Source organism: Aurantiacibacter xanthus, from assembly GCF_003584015.1.
GTDB classification, from domain to species: domain Bacteria; phylum Pseudomonadota; class Alphaproteobacteria; order Sphingomonadales; family Sphingomonadaceae; genus Alteraurantiacibacter; species Alteraurantiacibacter xanthus.
Genome location: NZ_QXFM01000076.1, coordinates 1 through 16,182 on the forward strand (window position 1 = coordinate 1; position 16,182 = coordinate 16,182).

At 64.9% G+C, this 16,182-nt stretch carries 18 protein-coding genes and 1 tRNA gene; 11 read left to right on the plus strand and 8 right to left on the minus strand.

What is annotated here, in order from left to right:
• A partial coding sequence (aat, locus tag D2V17_RS08515; RefSeq protein WP_119592645.1) for a leucyl/phenylalanyl-tRNA--protein transferase occupies nucleotides 1-652 on the minus strand: 652 nt, incomplete at its 3' end.
• An 81-nt stretch (nucleotides 653-733) separates the two neighbouring features.
• Here aat and D2V17_RS08520 point away from each other — a divergent pair.
• Nucleotides 734-809, plus strand: a tRNA-Trp gene (locus D2V17_RS08520).
• A gap of 87 nt (nucleotides 810-896) precedes the next feature.
• Here the strand turns inward: D2V17_RS08520 and D2V17_RS08525 are convergent.
• The gene (locus D2V17_RS08525) at nucleotides 897-1,217 is read right to left on the minus strand and encodes an excalibur calcium-binding domain-containing protein (protein ID WP_245978639.1); all 321 of its coding nucleotides are present in this window, start codon (nucleotides 1,215-1,217) and stop codon (nucleotides 897-899) included.
• Nucleotides 1,218-1,458: 241 nt separating this feature from the next.
• Between D2V17_RS08525 and D2V17_RS21295 the strand changes: the two genes are divergently transcribed.
• Both D2V17_RS21295 and D2V17_RS21300 read left to right on the plus strand, forming a co-directional pair.
• Entirely contained in the window at nucleotides 1,459-1,611 is a 153-nt protein-coding gene (locus D2V17_RS21295) for a hypothetical protein (RefSeq protein WP_220474088.1), read from the plus strand.
• Nucleotides 1,612-1,756: 145 nt separating this feature from the next.
• Nucleotides 1,757-1,912 carry a hypothetical protein gene (locus tag D2V17_RS21300; RefSeq protein ID WP_191229131.1) on the plus strand — a complete coding sequence of 52 codons (156 nt, stop codon included), beginning with the start codon at nucleotides 1,757-1,759 and terminating at the stop codon, nucleotides 1,910-1,912.
• A gap of 57 nt (nucleotides 1,913-1,969) precedes the next feature.
• On the opposite strand, the gene D2V17_RS08530 is transcribed toward D2V17_RS21300, so the two are convergent.
• A complete protein-coding gene (locus tag D2V17_RS08530) occupies nucleotides 1,970-3,481 on the minus strand; it encodes an alanine/glycine:cation symporter family protein (protein ID WP_245978640.1) in 1,512 nt (503 codons plus the stop codon).
• A gap of 280 nt (nucleotides 3,482-3,761) precedes the next feature.
• Between D2V17_RS08530 and secE the strand changes: the two genes are divergently transcribed.
• The 5 genes from secE (at nucleotide 3,762) to rplA (ending at nucleotide 7,632) form a co-directional block, all read left to right on the plus strand.
• A complete protein-coding gene (secE, locus tag D2V17_RS08535) occupies nucleotides 3,762-3,971 on the plus strand; it encodes a preprotein translocase subunit SecE (protein WP_119592646.1) in 210 nt (69 codons plus the stop codon).
• A 29-nt stretch (nucleotides 3,972-4,000) separates the two neighbouring features.
• A complete protein-coding gene (gene nusG / locus D2V17_RS08540) occupies nucleotides 4,001-4,540 on the plus strand; it encodes a transcription termination/antitermination protein NusG (RefSeq protein WP_119592647.1) in 540 nt (179 codons plus the stop codon).
• Between the two features lie 149 nt (nucleotides 4,541-4,689).
• Nucleotides 4,690-6,276, plus strand: a complete 1,587-nt coding sequence (locus D2V17_RS08545; protein WP_119592648.1) for an amidohydrolase — start codon at nucleotides 4,690-4,692, stop codon at nucleotides 6,274-6,276.
• Nucleotides 6,277-6,503: 227 nt separating this feature from the next.
• A complete protein-coding gene (gene rplK, locus D2V17_RS08550; protein ID WP_119592649.1) occupies nucleotides 6,504-6,935 on the plus strand; it encodes a 50S ribosomal protein L11 in 432 nt (143 codons plus the stop codon).
• Between the two features lie 4 nt (nucleotides 6,936-6,939).
• Nucleotides 6,940-7,632, plus strand: a complete 693-nt coding sequence (gene rplA / locus D2V17_RS08555; RefSeq protein WP_119592650.1) for a 50S ribosomal protein L1 — start codon at nucleotides 6,940-6,942, stop codon at nucleotides 7,630-7,632.
• A gap of 204 nt (nucleotides 7,633-7,836) precedes the next feature.
• Here rplA and D2V17_RS08560 read toward each other — a convergent pair whose 3' ends face one another.
• The 5 genes from D2V17_RS08560 to D2V17_RS08580 form a co-directional block, all read right to left on the minus strand.
• Entirely contained in the window at nucleotides 7,837-9,030 is a 1,194-nt protein-coding gene (locus D2V17_RS08560) for an alpha/beta hydrolase-fold protein (RefSeq protein WP_119592651.1), read from the minus strand.
• 104 nt (nucleotides 9,031-9,134) lie between these two features.
• The gene (locus tag D2V17_RS08565; RefSeq protein ID WP_119592652.1) at nucleotides 9,135-9,899 is read right to left on the minus strand and encodes a competence/damage-inducible protein A; all 765 of its coding nucleotides are present in this window, start codon (nucleotides 9,897-9,899) and stop codon (nucleotides 9,135-9,137) included.
• Nucleotides 9,896-11,374: a flavin-containing monooxygenase gene (locus D2V17_RS08570; protein ID WP_119592653.1), complete on the minus strand. Its 1,479-nt coding sequence runs from the start codon at nucleotides 11,372-11,374 to the stop codon at nucleotides 9,896-9,898. The genes D2V17_RS08565 and D2V17_RS08570 overlap by 4 nt, the downstream gene beginning before the upstream one ends.
• Nucleotides 11,375-11,395: 21 nt before the next feature.
• Complete coding sequence (folD, locus tag D2V17_RS08575) at nucleotides 11,396-12,325, minus strand: bifunctional methylenetetrahydrofolate dehydrogenase/methenyltetrahydrofolate cyclohydrolase FolD (RefSeq protein ID WP_119592654.1); 930 nt, start codon at nucleotides 12,323-12,325, stop codon at nucleotides 11,396-11,398.
• A gap of 25 nt (nucleotides 12,326-12,350) precedes the next feature.
• Nucleotides 12,351-13,223, minus strand: coding sequence for a methylenetetrahydrofolate reductase (locus D2V17_RS08580; protein WP_119592655.1), 873 nt, complete (start codon nucleotides 13,221-13,223; stop codon nucleotides 12,351-12,353).
• Nucleotides 13,224-13,374: 151 nt separating this feature from the next.
• Here D2V17_RS08580 and D2V17_RS08585 point away from each other — a divergent pair, with 151 nt between their 5' ends.
• The 3 genes from D2V17_RS08585 to D2V17_RS08595 form a co-directional block, all read left to right on the plus strand.
• Nucleotides 13,375-14,076 (plus strand): alpha/beta fold hydrolase, encoded by a 702-nt coding sequence (locus tag D2V17_RS08585; RefSeq protein ID WP_119592656.1) that lies wholly within the window; start codon nucleotides 13,375-13,377, stop codon nucleotides 14,074-14,076.
• 33 nt (nucleotides 14,077-14,109) lie between these two features.
• Nucleotides 14,110-15,534, plus strand: a complete 1,425-nt coding sequence (desA, locus tag D2V17_RS08590) for a syringate O-demethylase (protein WP_119592657.1) — start codon at nucleotides 14,110-14,112, stop codon at nucleotides 15,532-15,534.
• Nucleotides 15,535-15,621: 87 nt separating this feature from the next.
• Nucleotides 15,622-16,182: hypothetical protein (locus D2V17_RS08595; RefSeq protein ID WP_220474089.1), on the plus strand; the 561-nt coding region annotated here is incomplete at its 3' end.

Sequence of the window (16,182 nt, forward strand, 5' to 3'; positions counted from 1 at the left end):
CGACACCGGCCGCTGCTCCCGTCACTTCTGAGTAAGCTTCGGGCAGGCTGAGCCGGGGCGGCTCGGCACAGGCGTGTGCCAGCCGGGCAAGGTAATCCGCCCGCGCGATCTCCACCGCGCCGAGCGAAGCGAGATGTTCGGTCATGAACTGGCAGTCGAGCAGGCGGTATCCGGCGCGGCGCATCAGCGCGACCAGCCATGCCAGCGCCACCTTCGAGGCATCGCGCGCGGTGCTGAACATCGATTCGCCGCAGAACACCCGCTCGATCGCCACGCCGTAAAGCCCGCCGACCAGTTCGCCGTCGATCCGGCATTCGACCGAGTGGGCATGGCCGAGCGCGTGCAGGTTGGCGTAGCTCGCCGCGATGATGGGGTTGATCCAGGTGTCGGGGTGATCGGGGCGCGGCGCGGCGCAGGCCTCGACCACGGCGGCAAAGTCGGTGTCGACGGTGACGGTGAACCGCCCCGATTTCACTACCTTGGCCAGCGAGCGTGAGCAGTGAAACCCGTCGAGCGGCAGGATCGCCCGCTTGCGCGGCTCGACCCAGAAAATGTCGGTATCCTCGCGCGAATCGGACATCGGGAACACGCCGCTGCGATAGGCCAGCAGGAGCATTTCGGGGGCGATGATCGGAACGTCGGAGCCAGACATTGTGGTGGCTTTAGCAAGCGAGAACGCGCTCGTCGCTTGCCATCGCGCAAAAGCCGTTATAGAGGCGCGCCTTACCCGTGCAGGGGTGTAGCTCAGCTGGTAGAGCATCGGTCTCCAAAACCGAGGGTCGTAGGTTCGAATCCTATCGCCCCTGCCATTTTCTTCCCGCAACCGTACCAGTGGTTGCATCCTCCCGACATTTTGTGCCGTTTCCCTCCCGGATCGGGTCCGGGGCCGGGCGTTGTTATTCGCAGGCGATTCCGTCACCGTCGCGGTCGAGATGGCTGCCATATCCGGGCTGTCCCCGGCGGATCGGAGCCCTGCCGGCATTGCGGGCGGCGGTGCAGTTGGGGAAATAGACTTCGCCGCCCGACGAACGGCTCACGCGTTCGGCGCGTGGCTGGGCCGACTGGCTGTTCGCGCGGTGGCAGTGGCGGCCGCCGTTCTTGCGGTCGTTGTGGCAACCGTCGGCGGCCAGTCCGCCGGGATGCGCCATGGCGAGGCCTGCCGCTCCGGTGAGCGCGAGCAGCGCCGCTCCAACAGCAATCCAGCTCCTCGCACGCACAAGGCTTCTCCCATGTCCCGAATGGACCGAGGCTGCGGTAGGAACCAAAAGTTAACGTTTGGCGCATGGCGGGGCTTGCGGTGCTGACGTTTTGGCTCGTCCGCGAGGGTGGAGGGCTTGCCCCGGCCCCGCCTCGCCTTGCCTCGGGAAGACTACGTAGCCGGTCTTTGCAGTGGCGGGGGAACCAGTCTCGCGTCACAACCGTTTGCAAGACCAGTCGTCCTGCGTGACGGACAATCAGGTGAAAGGGGATTCCATGTTCAGTTTCCTGCGCCGCGATCGCCGCATTCTGCCGCTCGATGCAACCCAGCCGATCTATCGTCATATCTCGCATGGACCGATCCTGCCGATGGACGAGCCCGGCCTGCTCGAACGGCTGTTTTCGCGTCGATAATCACTAGCCTTGCCCGCCGGTCTAGATGAACGGCGGGCAACGGATCTCTCCAGTGACAATTCATCTGGCCTGCGATAAACCGTTCTTCAGCAGCGACGGATCGAAATGGCCGTCGCCGCGTTATGCAGATGAAGGAGGGAGTATTATGGCTAACCGTATTTATACCAGCAGCCGTCCCGACCCCTGGACGAGCCCGCGCCCCCATCGCGATGCGAGCCTGCGCCTTGCCGTGCATGGCCCGGTTCGCTCGATGTACGAGCCGAGCCTGCTCGAACGCCTGCTGCGTCACCTGCGCTTCTGATCGATCCGCCGACCCCGCGCATCAGGCGCGGGGCCGGCCAGATCGCGTGGAGCCCGATCAGTATTCGTCGGGCTCTTCGGCGGTGACGGCGGTGTGGTCCTTGCCCGCCTTGCGGTGGCCCTTGGCGAGCTGGAACACCACGCCCGACAGCAGCGCCAGCGCCAAGAGGTTGGGCAGCGCCATGGCCGCGTTGGAGATGTCACCCAGCCGCCAGACCTCCTCCGAGGGGCGGCTCGCGCCGAAGAAGATGCCGACGCACCAGATCACCCGCCAGCCGATGTGCAGCGCCTTCTCGCCCTTGCGGTTGGAGCCGGGCACCCGGTCGTAGAGGAAGGTGATTGCCCGCTCGCCATAGTACGACCAGGTGAGCAGGGTGGTGAACACGAACAGGATCAGCGCCACCGAGGCCACCAGCGTGCCGATCGGAACGCTGCCGATGGCGAAAGGGAAGGCCGCCGCGAAAGCGGAGCTGGTCACGGCAAAGCCGGAAAGGTCCGATTGCCAGGCATGTTCCACCGCTTGTCCTGCATGGGTGAAGTTGCCCTCCACGGTGAGGATGACCAGCGCGGTCATGGTGCAGATCACCACCGTATCGATGAAGGTGCCGAGCATGGCCATGCGGCCCTGCGTTTCGGGATCGTCGGTCTGCGCCACGGCGTGGGCGATCGGGGTCGAGCCTTGCCCGGCCTCGTTCGAGAACAGCCCGCGCGCGACACCGGCGCGCAGCGCGATGATGATCGCCGCGCCGGCGAAGCCGCCGGTTGCCGCCTGCGGGTTGAAGGCGCCGTGGAAGATGCGGCCGAAGGTCTCGGGGATGTCCTGAATGTCCATCATGATCGCCGCGAAGGCCATCACCACATAGGCCCCGGCCATGAACGGCACGACCTTTTCCGCCACGTTGCCGATCGACTTGATGCCGCCGATGATCACGAGGAATACCGCCACGGCGACAATCGCGCCGCCGATGGCCTCGTCGATGCCGAACAGCTCGTTCAGCCCGTCGGCCACCGCGTTCGACTGCACCGCGTTGCCGGTCACCATGGCGGAGAACAGCGTGCCCACGCAGAAGATGATCGCCAGCCAGGTGAACTTCGGGCCAAGGCCGATCATGATGTAGCTCATCGGGCCGCCGCGATAGACCCCGTCGCTGGTGCGTTCGCGATAGCGAATCGCCAGTGCGCCCTCGGCGAAGGCCAGCGCCATGCCGATCAGCGCGGTGATCCACATCCAGAAGATCGCGCCCGGTCCGCCGAGCGCGATGGCCGTGGCAACGCCCGCGAGGTTGCCGGTGCCGACCTGTCCCGAAAGCGCGGTCGAGAGCGCGGCAAAGGGGCTGATCTCGCCCGCACCCTGACCCTTGCGGCCCTTGAACAGCCCGGCGAAAGCGCTGCCGAGCTTGACCACCGGATAGAACCGCAGCCCGACCATGATCCACAGGCCGACGCCGAACAGAACGATGACCATCGGCGGGAAGGGCAGAACCTCCTCGCCATTCCATAAACCGGCCCAGATGAAATCGGATACGTTGGTAACATGATCAAGGAACGTCGGTTCTTGTGGTGAAATCATCATACTTTCGCCCCCGCGCATTGAAAATCAAACCGGGACGCTAACGATTGCCCGGCATGCTGGCCAGACCTAATCTGTCTTGGCGGGCCACTTCGCCGGATTCCTGCGCGCCTTGCGCGATTGTGCCGCCAAAGCTTGCGTTTGTCGCGGCTACGTCTTACATGCTCCTCCGCTTTCCGACATCGGAATTTTTTGTTGCCCCTCCCGGACTTGTCCGGGGCGGCGATGATCCCTACCCGGAAGGCGACGATATTTTTTGCAGGCGAACAGCAGGCGAGCAATGGCTGACGATACGAAGAAGAAGATCTCCCCCGGACAGTTCTTCAATCAGGTGAAGGCGGAAACCAACAGGGTGGTCTGGCCGAGCCGCGAGGAAACGGTGCGGACCGCGATCTTCGTGTTCATCCTGATGGCGATCCTGTCGCTGTTCTTCCTTGGCGTTGATTCGCTGTTCGGCGCTGCGGTGCGCTGGCTGCTCACGCTGATCTGACCTGCCTCACCGAGACGAAAGAGACTGACATGGCTGCTCGCTGGTACATCATTCACGCCTATTCCGGTTTCGAGAACAAGGTGCGCGATTCGATCCTCGCCGAGGCCGAGCGTCTGGGCCTGTCCGACGGCGTGGAAGAGGTCGAAGTGCCGACCGAAACCGTGACCGAGATCAAGCGCGGCAAGAAGGTTCAGGTCGAGCGCAAGTTCATGCCCGGCTACGTGCTGGCCAAGCTGAAGATGACCGACGACGTCTATCACCTGGTGAAGAACACCCCGAAGGTGACCGGCTTCCTCGGCAACAACAACAAGCCGCAGGCGATTTCCGAGAAGGAAGCCGCGCGCTACTTCGGCGGGGTGGAGCAGGCCAAGGCCGCGCCCAAGCAGGAAGTTCACATCGATTACGAGATCGGCGATCAGGTCAAGGTCAATGCCGGCCCCTTCGCCAGCTTCAACGGTATCGTGGAAGAGCTGGATTTCGAGAAGTCCAAGGTCAAGGTCTCGGTCTCGATTTTCGGCCGCGCCACTCCGGTGGAACTGGGCTTCGACGAGGTCGAACTGGTCAAGTAAGTCAGCGCCGGATTTTTGCGTCACCTCGCCTTGCAGCATAATATTGCTGCGTGAGGCGGGGTGAACGCGCATAAAATTCCCCGACAATTGCTCCGCGCTTATCCTATGCTAGCGGTATCCTTCCGACCAGCAAGCAAAGGTGCGCGTCCATGTCTGCCACGAATCCTCTCCTTGTCGCGGCTCTGGCGCTAGGCGCTCTGGCCGTACCGTTTCCGGCGCAGGCCGAGGCCAGCCCCGAACTCAAGGCCGAGGTGATCGCGGCGGTCGAGGCGCAGCGCAAAGACATTCAGGTGATGGTCGACACCGTGTTCGCCTTTGCCGAGCCCGGTTTTCAGGAAGTCCGCACCAGCGAATACCTGACCGGTATCCTTGAGGCGAACGGCTTTACCATCGAGCGCGGGGTGGCGGGCATTCCCACCGCCTTCACCGCCACCTGGAGCCACGGCAGCGGCGGCCCCAAGATCGCGCTCGGCAGCGATATCGACGATCTGCTGGGCCTGTCGCAGATGCCGGGCGTGCCCGAGATCACGCCGATTATCGAGGGCGCGCCGGGCCATGGCGAGGGGCACAACTCGGGCATGCCGCTGATGATCGCCGCCGCGCTCGCCGCCAAGCAGGTGATGGAGGCGCACGATATCGACGGCACGCTGATGCTGTGGCCGGGCGTCGCCGAAGAGCTGCTGGCGACCAAGGCCTACTATGTGCGTGCGGGGATGTTCGACGGGGTCGATGCCTCGATCTTCGCGCATGTCTCCAATGCGCTGACCACCGGCTATGGCAACCTTGGCCTCAACGGGATGATCTCGGTCGAATATACCTTCCACGGCAAGCCCGCCCACGCGGCCGGAATGCCGTGGGACGGGCGCAGCGCGCTCGATGCGGTCACCGCGATGGATGTCATGTGGAACATGCGCCGCGAGCACCTGCCGGTCACGCAGCGCTCGCACTCGATCGTCACCAACGGCGGCAACCAGCCGAACATCGTCCCCGAGACGGCGGCGGCCTGGTACTTCTTCCGCGACAACACCTTCGCCAACGTGCGCAGGCTTTACGAGACCGGCAACACCATTGCCGATGCCGCCGCCTTGGGCACGGGCACCACGGTCACGCGCCGGGTGCGCGGCTATGCGGCACCCAACTTCGGCAACAAGCCGCTCGCCGAGGCGGCCTATGCGAATATGGAGCAGGTGGGCATGCCCGCGTGGACCGAGGCGGACCAGACCTTCGCCCGCCGCGTGCAGGAAGCGAACGAGCTGCGCGTCGCGCCGCTTTCGACCGAGGTCGGCCCGCTGTCGACGCCCGAGCTGCGCGGCGGGCGCAACTTCGGCGCGTCCGACGATATCGGCGACGTGATGTGGACCGTGCCGACGATCACCATCGGGTTCCCGGCCAACATTCCCAACACCATCGGCCACCACCAGACCGCCGCCATGGCCATGGCGACCCCGATTGCGCACAAGGGCGTCGAAGCCGGGGCCAAGGCCGCGGCGATGACCGTGCTCGATATCGTCACCACCCCGCAGCTGGTCTCTGACGCATGGACCTACTTCAACGAGGTGCAGGCTGCCGAGGATAGCTACGATCCGTTGCTGGCGGCGGAAGACATGCCCACCATCGAGATGAACCAGAAGCTGATGGACGAGCTGCGCCCGCAGATGGAGCCGTATTACTACGATTCCTCGCGCTTCGATTCGTACCTCGAACAGCTCGGTGTGGACTATCCGGGCGGCAACTAGGGCCTGATCCGGCCTGCCACCTGCGCATGGCCGGGACTGAGCATGCCGTGACGGCTGCGCCATCGTGCTTGCATTTGGCGCCAGTTTCGCTATGTGCGCGCGTTCCCGAAAGGGAGCTTCGCGCGGGAGGTGGCTTAGCCACCGTTTGACCGCTTACCATGAACCTGCTTCGACAAGCTCGGTATGAGCGGGTTGAAAAGGGTGACAGTGAGAAAAAGGAGGCCACTATGGCCAAGAAGATCGAAGGTTACATCAACCTTCAGGTGCCCGCCGGCGCTGCCAACCCCTCGCCGCCGATCGGCCCGGCGCTGGGTCAGCGCGGTGTCAACATCATGGAATTCTGCAAAGCCTTCAATGCCGCCACCGACGGCATGGAAAAGGGCATGCCGATCCCGACGAAGATCACCGTCTATGCGGACCGTTCGTTCACCTTCATCACCAAGACTCCGCCCGCCAGCTTCCTGCTGAAGAAGGCTGCCGGTCTGAAGTCGGGCTCGAAGGAACCGAGCAAGATCACCGCCGGCAAGGTTACGACCTCGCAGATCAAGGAAATCGCGGAAACCAAGTTCAAGGACCTGAACGCGAACGACATCGATCAGGCCATGAAGATCATCGCGGGCTCGGCCCGTTCGATGGGCCTCGACGTGGTGGAGGGCTAAGCACATGGCCAAGCAGACCAAGAAGCAGCAGACCGTCGCCAAGCTCGACGCCGAAAAGCTCTACACCGTCACCGAGGCGCTCGCCGTCCTGCGCGAGCACAAGGGCAAGTTCGACGAGACCGTCGAAGTCGCCATGAACCTCGGCGTCGATCCGCGCCACGCCGACCAGATGGTCCGCGGCATGATCTCGCTGCCCTCGGGCACCGGCAAGACCGCCAAGGTCGCCGTGTTCGCGCGCGGTGACAATGCCGAGAAGGCGCTGGCCGCCGGTGCCGACAAGGTCGGCGCGGAAGACCTGATGGAAGACATGCAGAACGGCAACCTCGACTATGACCGCGTGATCGCCACGCCGGACATGATGGGCGTCGTCGGCCGTCTCGGTAAGGTGCTGGGCCCCAAGGGCCTGATGCCGAACCCGAAGCTCGGCACCGTGACTCCGAACGTGGAGCAGGCCGTGAAGGACGCCAAGGGCGGCCAGGTCGAGTTCCGTGTCGAGAAGCAGGGCATCATTCACTCGGGGATCGGCAAGCTGTCGTTCGCTGACGACGCGCTGATGGCGAACTTCAAGGCGCTGACCGAGGCAGTGGTGAAGGCCAAGCCGTCGGGCGCCAAGGGCAAGTATGTCCGCAAGGTCTCGCTGACCTCGACCATGGGCCCGGGCCTGAAGGTCGACCTCGCCGAGATCGAGGGCGCGTAATCGCCTGACCTTTTCGAGGTTATGAAAAAAGGGGCCGGTGGAGTGATCCACCGGCCCCTTTTTTGTGCGACCATCCGATGAGACTGCCTTGCTCCCCTCCCCTTGGGGAGGGGCTGGGGGTGGGGGCTCGACGCTGGCTGGCGTGGAACCCCCATCCCAACCCTTCCCCAAGGGGAAGGGCTTTGCGAGTCAATGCTATCTGGCTCAGTCGCGAAACAACAGCGGGGCCATCTCGCGCAGGCTGCGCCGCCACGAGAGGAACTCGTGCGCGGTGTCGGGCGAGACGTAAAACACGTTGTTGACCCCCATCGCGGTCAGCCCCTCCGCATTGCCGACCGGATCGAACGCCGCCATTCCCGGAGGCGCGGTGTTGCGCCGTTCCAGCTCGCGGCTGCCATAGCTGACGAAGAACAGCTTCACCTTGTCGCGGAACTGCGGCGTGGCTGCGATATCGTCGGGCGAGAAGGTGCCGCCGCTGAGCAGGCCGATATAGTTGAACAGGTCCGGGTTGCGGGTGGTGATGAGCTTGGTCTCGAACCCGCCCATCGACAGCCCCGCCATGGCCCGGTGATCGGCATCGGGCAGGGTGCGGAAATGGCTGTCGATGTAGGGGATCAGCTCGCGGGTCAGCACCGTCTCGAACGGGGCGATGTCGAAGCTGCTCAGGCCGCCCGGCGCGCCGGGGCGCACGACATTGGTCATGCCGTAGGTCATCACGATGATGAAGGGCAGGGCGTCCCCCTCGGCGATGAGGTTGTCCATGATCAGGTTGGCATGGCCCTGCACCGACCATGCGGTCTCATCCTCGCCCCAGCCGTGCTGGAGATACAGCACCGGATAGCGCGCGGTAGGATCGCGGTCATATCCCGGCGGCGTGTAGACGAAGGCGCGGCGATGCTGGTCGGTGCTGGGCGAGGGGAACAGCACCTGCCGCACCTGCCCGTGCGGCACGTCCTTCACCGCGTAGAAATCGGCATCGTGCGCGGGAACCTCGATCCCGCTTTCCCAGCGGGTCGAGCCGTAGAAGTTGAGCGTGCCCGGATCGTTGAAGACAGCGCCGTCGATGTCGAGGTGGTAGTAGTGGAAGCCCTCGTCGAGCGGCCCGCTGGAGGTGCCCTCCCAATAGCCGTCGCCGACCTTGTGCAACTGGGTGCCACCCTCACCGCCAAGGCCAAGGGTCGCGCGCACCTGCTCCGCGCCGGGGGCATGGACGCGGAAACGGACATAGCCCTGCGAGTTGACCTGCGGATAGTCCTGCCCCGGCTGGTTGAGCGAAGACGGCTGGAAGTCCTCGATCACGGCAGCGGTGCTGCGGCTCTGGGCTGCCGCGGCCACCGGCAGCGAAAGCACGGCCAATGCTGCCGTGGCCGACAGGCATGCGCTCAGTATCGTCTTCATGGATTACCCCTCCGAGTGCTCCCGGCCAGAACCATGACCGGATAGAATCATTACTCGGAGTTATTCCAGAACTTCCGGCCCTGCGCAACAGCTGCCGGTGCTGATCAGATCCCGCCGCGCCGGTAGTCCAGTCCCAGCGCCGTGAAGCCTGCGCCGAGCGCTGCCGCGCAGGCATCGAGCGCCTCCTGACTGGTCGAGCGGATGACGAAATTCGCTCCGGTCCGCCCCTCGCGGAAGAACGGATAGCTGCCGATCTGGCAGCCGTCATGCGCCTTCTCGGTTGCGCGCAGCAGGTCGGCGACTTCGCTTTCCGCCACCCATCCGCCGAGCGTTTCGGTGAGCAGCACCTTGCCGCCTTCGAGCGTGCCCGTCAGCCCGTCGAGCATCTGCGCGGTGATGCCGGGCACGCCGGCCATGATGAACACATTGCCCCACCTGATTCCGGGCGCGCCCGACATCCGGTTCGGGATCAGGCTGGCACCCTCGGGCACGCGCGCCATGCGCAGCCGCGCCTCGGTCAGGCCGCCTCGTTTGTCGGTGTAATAGTCCTCCAGAATCGCGCGCGCTTCTGGGTGCACCACCACCGGCACGCCCAGCGCCTGCGCCACGGCGTCGACCGTGATGTCGTCGTGCGTGGGGCCGATTCCGCCGGTGGTGAACAGATAGTCGTAGCTCGTGCGCAGCGCGTTCACCGCCATGGCGATGGCATCCATATCGTCGGCCACCACACGCGCTTCGGTCAGGCGGATGCCCTGCACCTGCAGCCAGCTGGCGATCTGGGCGATGTTCTTGTCGTGGGTGCGGCCGGAGAGGATCTCGTCGCCGATCACCAGCAGGCCGGCGGTCCAGATACGGTCTTGGCTGCTCATGCGGCAGGCTCCTCGGGTCGATCGGGGTTGGTGAAGCGCAGGATGCCGTCCGATACCGGGCGGCTGCGGAAATCGCGCGCGTCTTCATAATAGTCGTGGTTCAGCCGCCAAGGCAATTCGGCGGCGTTCTTGGGCATCAGCGGCCTGGCGCGCTGGAGATAGCCCGAGGTGTAGTCGAACGGTTCGACTGCGGGCGGCTCGTCTTCGGGCAGCAGTTCGGGCGTGGCGGCGCTGGTGCCGGTGCGGCGCATATGGGCGACCGCCTCGGCGGCGAAGCGGGCATTGTTGTCGGCGCGCAGGGTCCAGCTGGCGTTGAGGTAGCCGAACACCACCGACAGATTGGGCACGTTCGAAAACATCGTGCCGCGATAGAAATAGGTCTGCGTGAAGTCGACCGGCTGGCCGCCCATCGACACCGCCACCTTGCCTGCCAGCACCAGCCTCAGGCCCGTGGCGGTCACCACCACATCGGCAGGAAGATAGGCCCCGGAGGTGAGCTTCACGCCGCCCGCATCGAACCCGGACACGGTGTCGGTAACCACGTCTGCCTTGCCGCTTTTCACCGTTGCGAACAGGTCGCCGTCGGGCACGAGGCATAGCCGTTGCTGCCACGGATTGTAGGGTGGCTCGAAGTGTTTCGGATCGTAGGCCGGACCAAGCTGCTTCTTTAGCATGTCGCGCAACATGCCCGCCAGTTTGCCCGGATCGCGACGCGACAGGCGGAAGAAGTATGTCCGCAGCGCGATGTTCTTCTGCCGGGTCAGCCAGTAGGCCCAACGCTCGGGCAGCACGCGCTCGAACAGCTTGCCGATCCGGTCGCGGCGCGGGCCCGCCGCCATCCATGTCGGGGTGCGCTGGAGCATCGTCACATGCTTGGCCGTCTGGGCCATGGCGGGCACCAGCGTCACCGCCGTCGCGCCCGAGCCGATCACCACCACCCGCTTGCCCGCATAGTCGAGATCGTCGGGCCAGAACTGCGGGTGCGCGACCGTGCCGCCGAAAGCGCCAAGGTCCGGCAGCTCCGCATCGTGGGGATTGTCGTAGTCGTAGTAACCGCTCGCGAAGTAGAGCCAGCGGCAGGTGACGACCTGCGTCCTGCCGTCGCCCAGCCGCGCGGTAACGCGCCACAGTGCCTTGGCCGCATCCCAGTCGGCGGAAAGCACTTCGCGGTCGAAATAGATGTTGTCGATGATCCCGCGCTCTTCGGCCACCTGTTCGAGGTAGGCGAGGATGGCAGGGCCGTCGGCGATGGCGTTCTCGTCACGCCAGGGCGCGAAGGAGAAACCGAGGGTGTGCATGTCGCTATCCGAGCGCACGCCCGGATAGCGAAACAGATCCCAGGTGCCACCGATGGCCTGCCGCCGTTCGAACAGGGCATAGCTTGCGTCGGGGCAGATCATGCCCAGATGCGCGGCCATCGAAATGCCCGAAATCCCGGCTCCGACAATCAGGACGTCGAAATCGGGTTCGGTCATGCAGGGTCTTTCGTAAGGCGGTTAGCTCGCCGAGCCATGCATAGAGCGATCCGGCGCATCGGCATAGTCGCTCTCGGTGGCGACTTCGCCTTCGGCCATGCGCTCGGCCACCTGCACCGTGTTGGCGAGCAGGCAGGCGATCGTCATCGGGCCGACACCGCCGGGGACCGGGGTGATCGCCTTGGCGTGCTGGCATTCGTCGAAGGCCACGTCGCCGACCAGCTTCTCCTTGCCGGTGGCCTCGTCCATGATGCGGGTGATGCCGACATCGATGATGACCGCGCCCGGCTTCACCCAGCTGCCCTTGACCAGCTCGGGCGCGCCAGCGGCGGCGACGATGATGTCGGCCTTGCGGGCGATCTCGGGCAGGTTGTGGGTGTAGATATGGGTGACGGTGACGGTGCATTCCGCATCGAGCAGCAGGTTCGCGACCGGCTTGCCGACGATGTTCGACTTGCCGATCACCACCGCGTCCTTGCCCTTGAGGTCGTCGATCACGGTGCCGAGCAGGATCATCACGCCGAGCGGGGTGCAGGGCACGATCCCGCCCGTGCCCGTGCTGAGACGTCCGACGTTGACCGGGTGGAACCCGTCGACATCCTTGTCCGGGCTGATCGAGCGCAGCACCAGACGGGTGTCGATGTGATCGGGCAGCGGCACCTGGCACAGGATGCCGTGCACGGTCGGGTCGTTGTTCAGCTCGTCGATCAGCTTGAGCAGGTCGGCCTGCTTGGTGTCGGCGGGCAGGCGGTGCTCGGTCGAGGTGATCCCGACCTTCTCACACGCCTTGATCTTGCGGCGGACGTAGACCTGGCTCGCGCCGTCGTCGCCCACCAGGATCACGGTCAGGCCGGGGCGGGGGTGCCCGGCTGCCACCAGCGCATCGACGCGCGCCTTGGTCTTTTCGTCCAGGTCGCGCGCTACGGCGCGGCCGTCGATAATATCGGCCATAGTTGTTCCTTCGCTTGTGCGCAGCTTAGCTGTGCTTGGCGTCGTAGGCGTTGATCCACTCGGCCGAGGCGGTGAGCGCGCCGAACGGATAGAAGTGCAGGCGCACGCGGCCGTGCCGCTCGGTCAGCTTCTTTTCGAGGTTGCCGACCAGCTTGTCCGGGCCGGCGCTGCCGATCAGGTTGGTGATCGAGATGCCGTACTTCTTCATCACCGAGGCCGAGGCACCTACGCCGCAGCGCTTGGCAAAGCCGAGCAGGCGCTTGATACCGGCCGGTCCGGGCACGCCGAGGCGCACCGGCACGTCGATGCCGCGCTCGCGCATTTCGGCCAGCCATGCGACAATCGCGTCGTCGTCGAAGGCGAACTGGGTGACGACCAGCGGGGTCATGCCGTGGGCACGCACCGCGTCGATCTTCTTCTGCATCCACACCCACAGTTCTTCCGCCGAATTGTTGGGGTGGCCTTCGGGGTGGCCGCCCACGCCGACGATGGTGATGCCGTGCTTTTCGAGCAAGCCCGATTCGATGATCTGCAGCGAGTTCTCATAGGGCCCTTCGGCCTCGGGCGGATCGCCGGCGATAATGAAGACGCGCTTCACGCCCGCCTTCTGGGTGATTTCGCCGAGATACCAGTCAAGCTGCTCCTCGCTCTCGATGCGGCGGGCCGAGAGGTGGACGATCGGCTCGAACCCGAGCGCGCGCACCAGAACGGCGGCTTCGACGCGCTGCGACAGCTCTTCACCGGGCAGGAAGGTAACGGCGATCTGGGTGTTCGGGCGGATCAGCGGGGCTGCTTCCCTGAGGCCTTCGATCTCCTTCGCGGTCATCTCCAGCGAATAGCCGTCGACCATATTGGAGGCGGGGTTTTCCCAGTTGGGGTGAATGGCGGCGTAGGACATCGCTTGTCTCCTCTCGGGCCACAGAATCGTGCGCTCGCGCGACGCTTTAGGCCAATTGATCTCTCGATAGAAAGCCCCTAGCGGCGTGCCGGTTATTCGTATAGATGAAATTTTCAAGAACGCGAAGAGAGGCGATTCCGGTCTTCCTACTATGCTGATTTTTCTGCCAGGCCTGATCTGCGATGCGAGCATCTATGCCCCGCAAACTGCTGCTTTTGCCGATTCGCACGCGGTCGACTCCTACGGCCTGGCTGACAGTCTTGCGGACATGGCGCGAATCGCGCTGGCCGATGCCGACCGCTTGGGGGCCGAGCGCTTCGATCTGTTCGGCCATTCGATGGGCGGGCGGGTCGCGCTGGAAGTCTACCGGATGGCGCCCGAACGGGTGCGCCGCCTTGCGCTGGTCAGCACCGGCATTCACCCGCTGAAAGAGGGCGAGCCCGCCAAGCGCGAGGCCCTGAAGCAGATCGGCTACGACCATGGCTTTGCAGCGCTGGTGGACGAGTGGCTGCCGCCGATGGTGGCCGAGGCCAACCGCGCGCGCCCAGAACTTTACGACCCGATGCGCGCCATGTCGCTGGCCATGGGGCAGGACGTGTTCGACGCGCAGATCAATGCGCTCGTCACCCGGCCCGAGGTCGATAGCGTGCTCGCCTCCATCACCTGCCCGACGCTGGTGATGACCGGCGAATGCGACGCCTGGGCCCCGCCCGCGCAGCACGAGCAGATTGCCGCATCGATCGCCAATTCGCACCTCGTGATCGTGCCGGGGGCTGGACACATGATCCAGCTCGAAGCCCCCGACGCGGTCAACGAAGCAATAACCCGCTGGCTCGCAACGCCGGCAACCTGATCAACCCGCAACCCTCGAGGAGAGGACAGTAGTATGAGTGAGAACCTGCAGCAGAAGCTGGATTCGAAGGGCGATGTCGTCGAATTCCTGCGCAACCAGCAGCTTGGCCCGAACCCCTATCCGGGCGTCCCGGCCGAATATTCGAACTGGCGCAACGAGCAGCGCGCATGGGCCAAGACCGCCGTGCTGTTCAACCAGAGCTACCACATGGTCGAGCTGTATGTGCGCGGCCCGGAAGCCAAGGCGCTGCTTGAGTACACCGCGATCAACTCGTTCAAGAACTTCGCCGTGAACAAGGCCAAGCAGTATGTGCCCGTCACGCCTGAAGGCTATGTGATCGGCGACGTGATCCTGTTCTACCTCGACGAGGAAGAATTCTCGCTGGTCGGCCGTGCGCCCGCCATCGAATGGGTCGAGTTCCACGCCCAGTATCCCAAGCCCGACGGCAGCAAGTGGGATGTGACCGTGGAGCGCGACGAGCGCACCGCGATGCGCACCGACGGCGTTCGCAAGAACTATCGCTTCCAGCTCCAGGGCCCGAACGCGATGAAGATCCTGTCGCAGGCGATGGGCAAGGACGCGCCGGACCTCAAGTTCTTCAACATGGCGCACATCGACATCAACGGCAAAGACGTGATCGCGCTGCGTCACGGCATGGCCGGTCAGCCGGGCTACGAGCTGTTCGGCCCCTGGGCTGACTACGAAGCCGTGCACTCGGCGCTGGTCGAAGCGGGCAAGAACGACGGCCTGACGCTGGTCGGCGGTCGTGCCTATTCGTCGAACACGCTCGAATCGGGCTGGCTGCCTTCGCCGCTGCCCGCCTTCTTCACCGGCGACAGCCAGATGATGAAGGACTTCCGCCAGTGGGCCGACGGCAAGAGCTATGCCGGCATGTGCTCGATCGGCGGCAGCTACGTTCCCGACAGCATCGAGGGCTACTACCTCACGCCGTGGGACATCGGCTATGGTCACATCGTCAAGTTCGACCACGATTTCGTGGGCCGCGAGGCGCTCGAGAAGATGGCTGGCCAGAAGCACAAGCAGAAGGTCACGCTGGCGCTCGACAACGAAGACATGCTGCGCGTGCTGTCGTCGCTTTACGCCGAGGGCGACCGTGCCAAGTACTTCGAATTCCCGAGCGCGGTCTATGCCATGCACCCGTTCGACGAAGTGAAGAACGCCGATGGCAAGGTGATCGGTGTCTCGACCTGGGTCGGCTACTCGTCGAACGAAGGCAAGATGCTGACGCTCGCCATGATCGACCCCGATGAGGTCGAGATGGGCAAGGAAGTGAAGCTGGTGTGGGGCGAGCCCAACGGCGGCACCTCGAAGCCGACTGTCGAGCCGCACGTGCAGACCGAGATCAAGGCCGTCATCTCGCCGGTGCCTTACTCGAACGTCGCCCGCACGGCCTATGCCGACAGCTGGCGCGCCGCGGGCGTTGGCGCCAACAGCTAAGGCTTTACGGCACGAAGGGGCGTCCCGTGCGAGCGGGGCGCCCTTTTCGTTTGCCAACGGGGGGCATTGCTTGGCAGGACGAGCGCCATGCTGAACCGTTTTCTGCTCGCCTTTGTCGCCCTGCTGATGGTGCCCGCCGCCGCCTCTGCCGAGACGCTGGAGGGCAGCTGGGCGCTGCGGATCAACGAGACGACGATCTTTCGCTTCGACCTGCGCCAGAGCGGCGAGGGCAGCTGGCAGGGCGTCTGGGCCCGCCCGCGCAGCTATCGCAACAACGGCGTGATCTTCTCGAGCCTCGAAGGGCAGGCCGAGGTGACATCGCGCGACGGACGCACGCAGGGCGATGCGGTGCGGCTGACCTTCGACGATCCGCGCCCGCGCTCGCTGCCCGAGACCTTCCGCTTCCGCGTGACGGGCGAGGGGACGGCGGAACTGACCTATGCCGACACCGGCTTTGCGCCGCTGCCGCTGGTGCGGGTGAGCGCGGATACCGAGGTCGGGCCCTTCGCCGAGGGTCGCCTCTACGACCGCGACAACGCCCAGACCGCGCCGACGCGCCTTGCCGTTCCCGAACGGGCCGCACCTGCTCCGCAACCGGAACCGCGACAGGAGTTGCCCGCCGTTGCCGCGCCGACTGCTCCCCCGCAA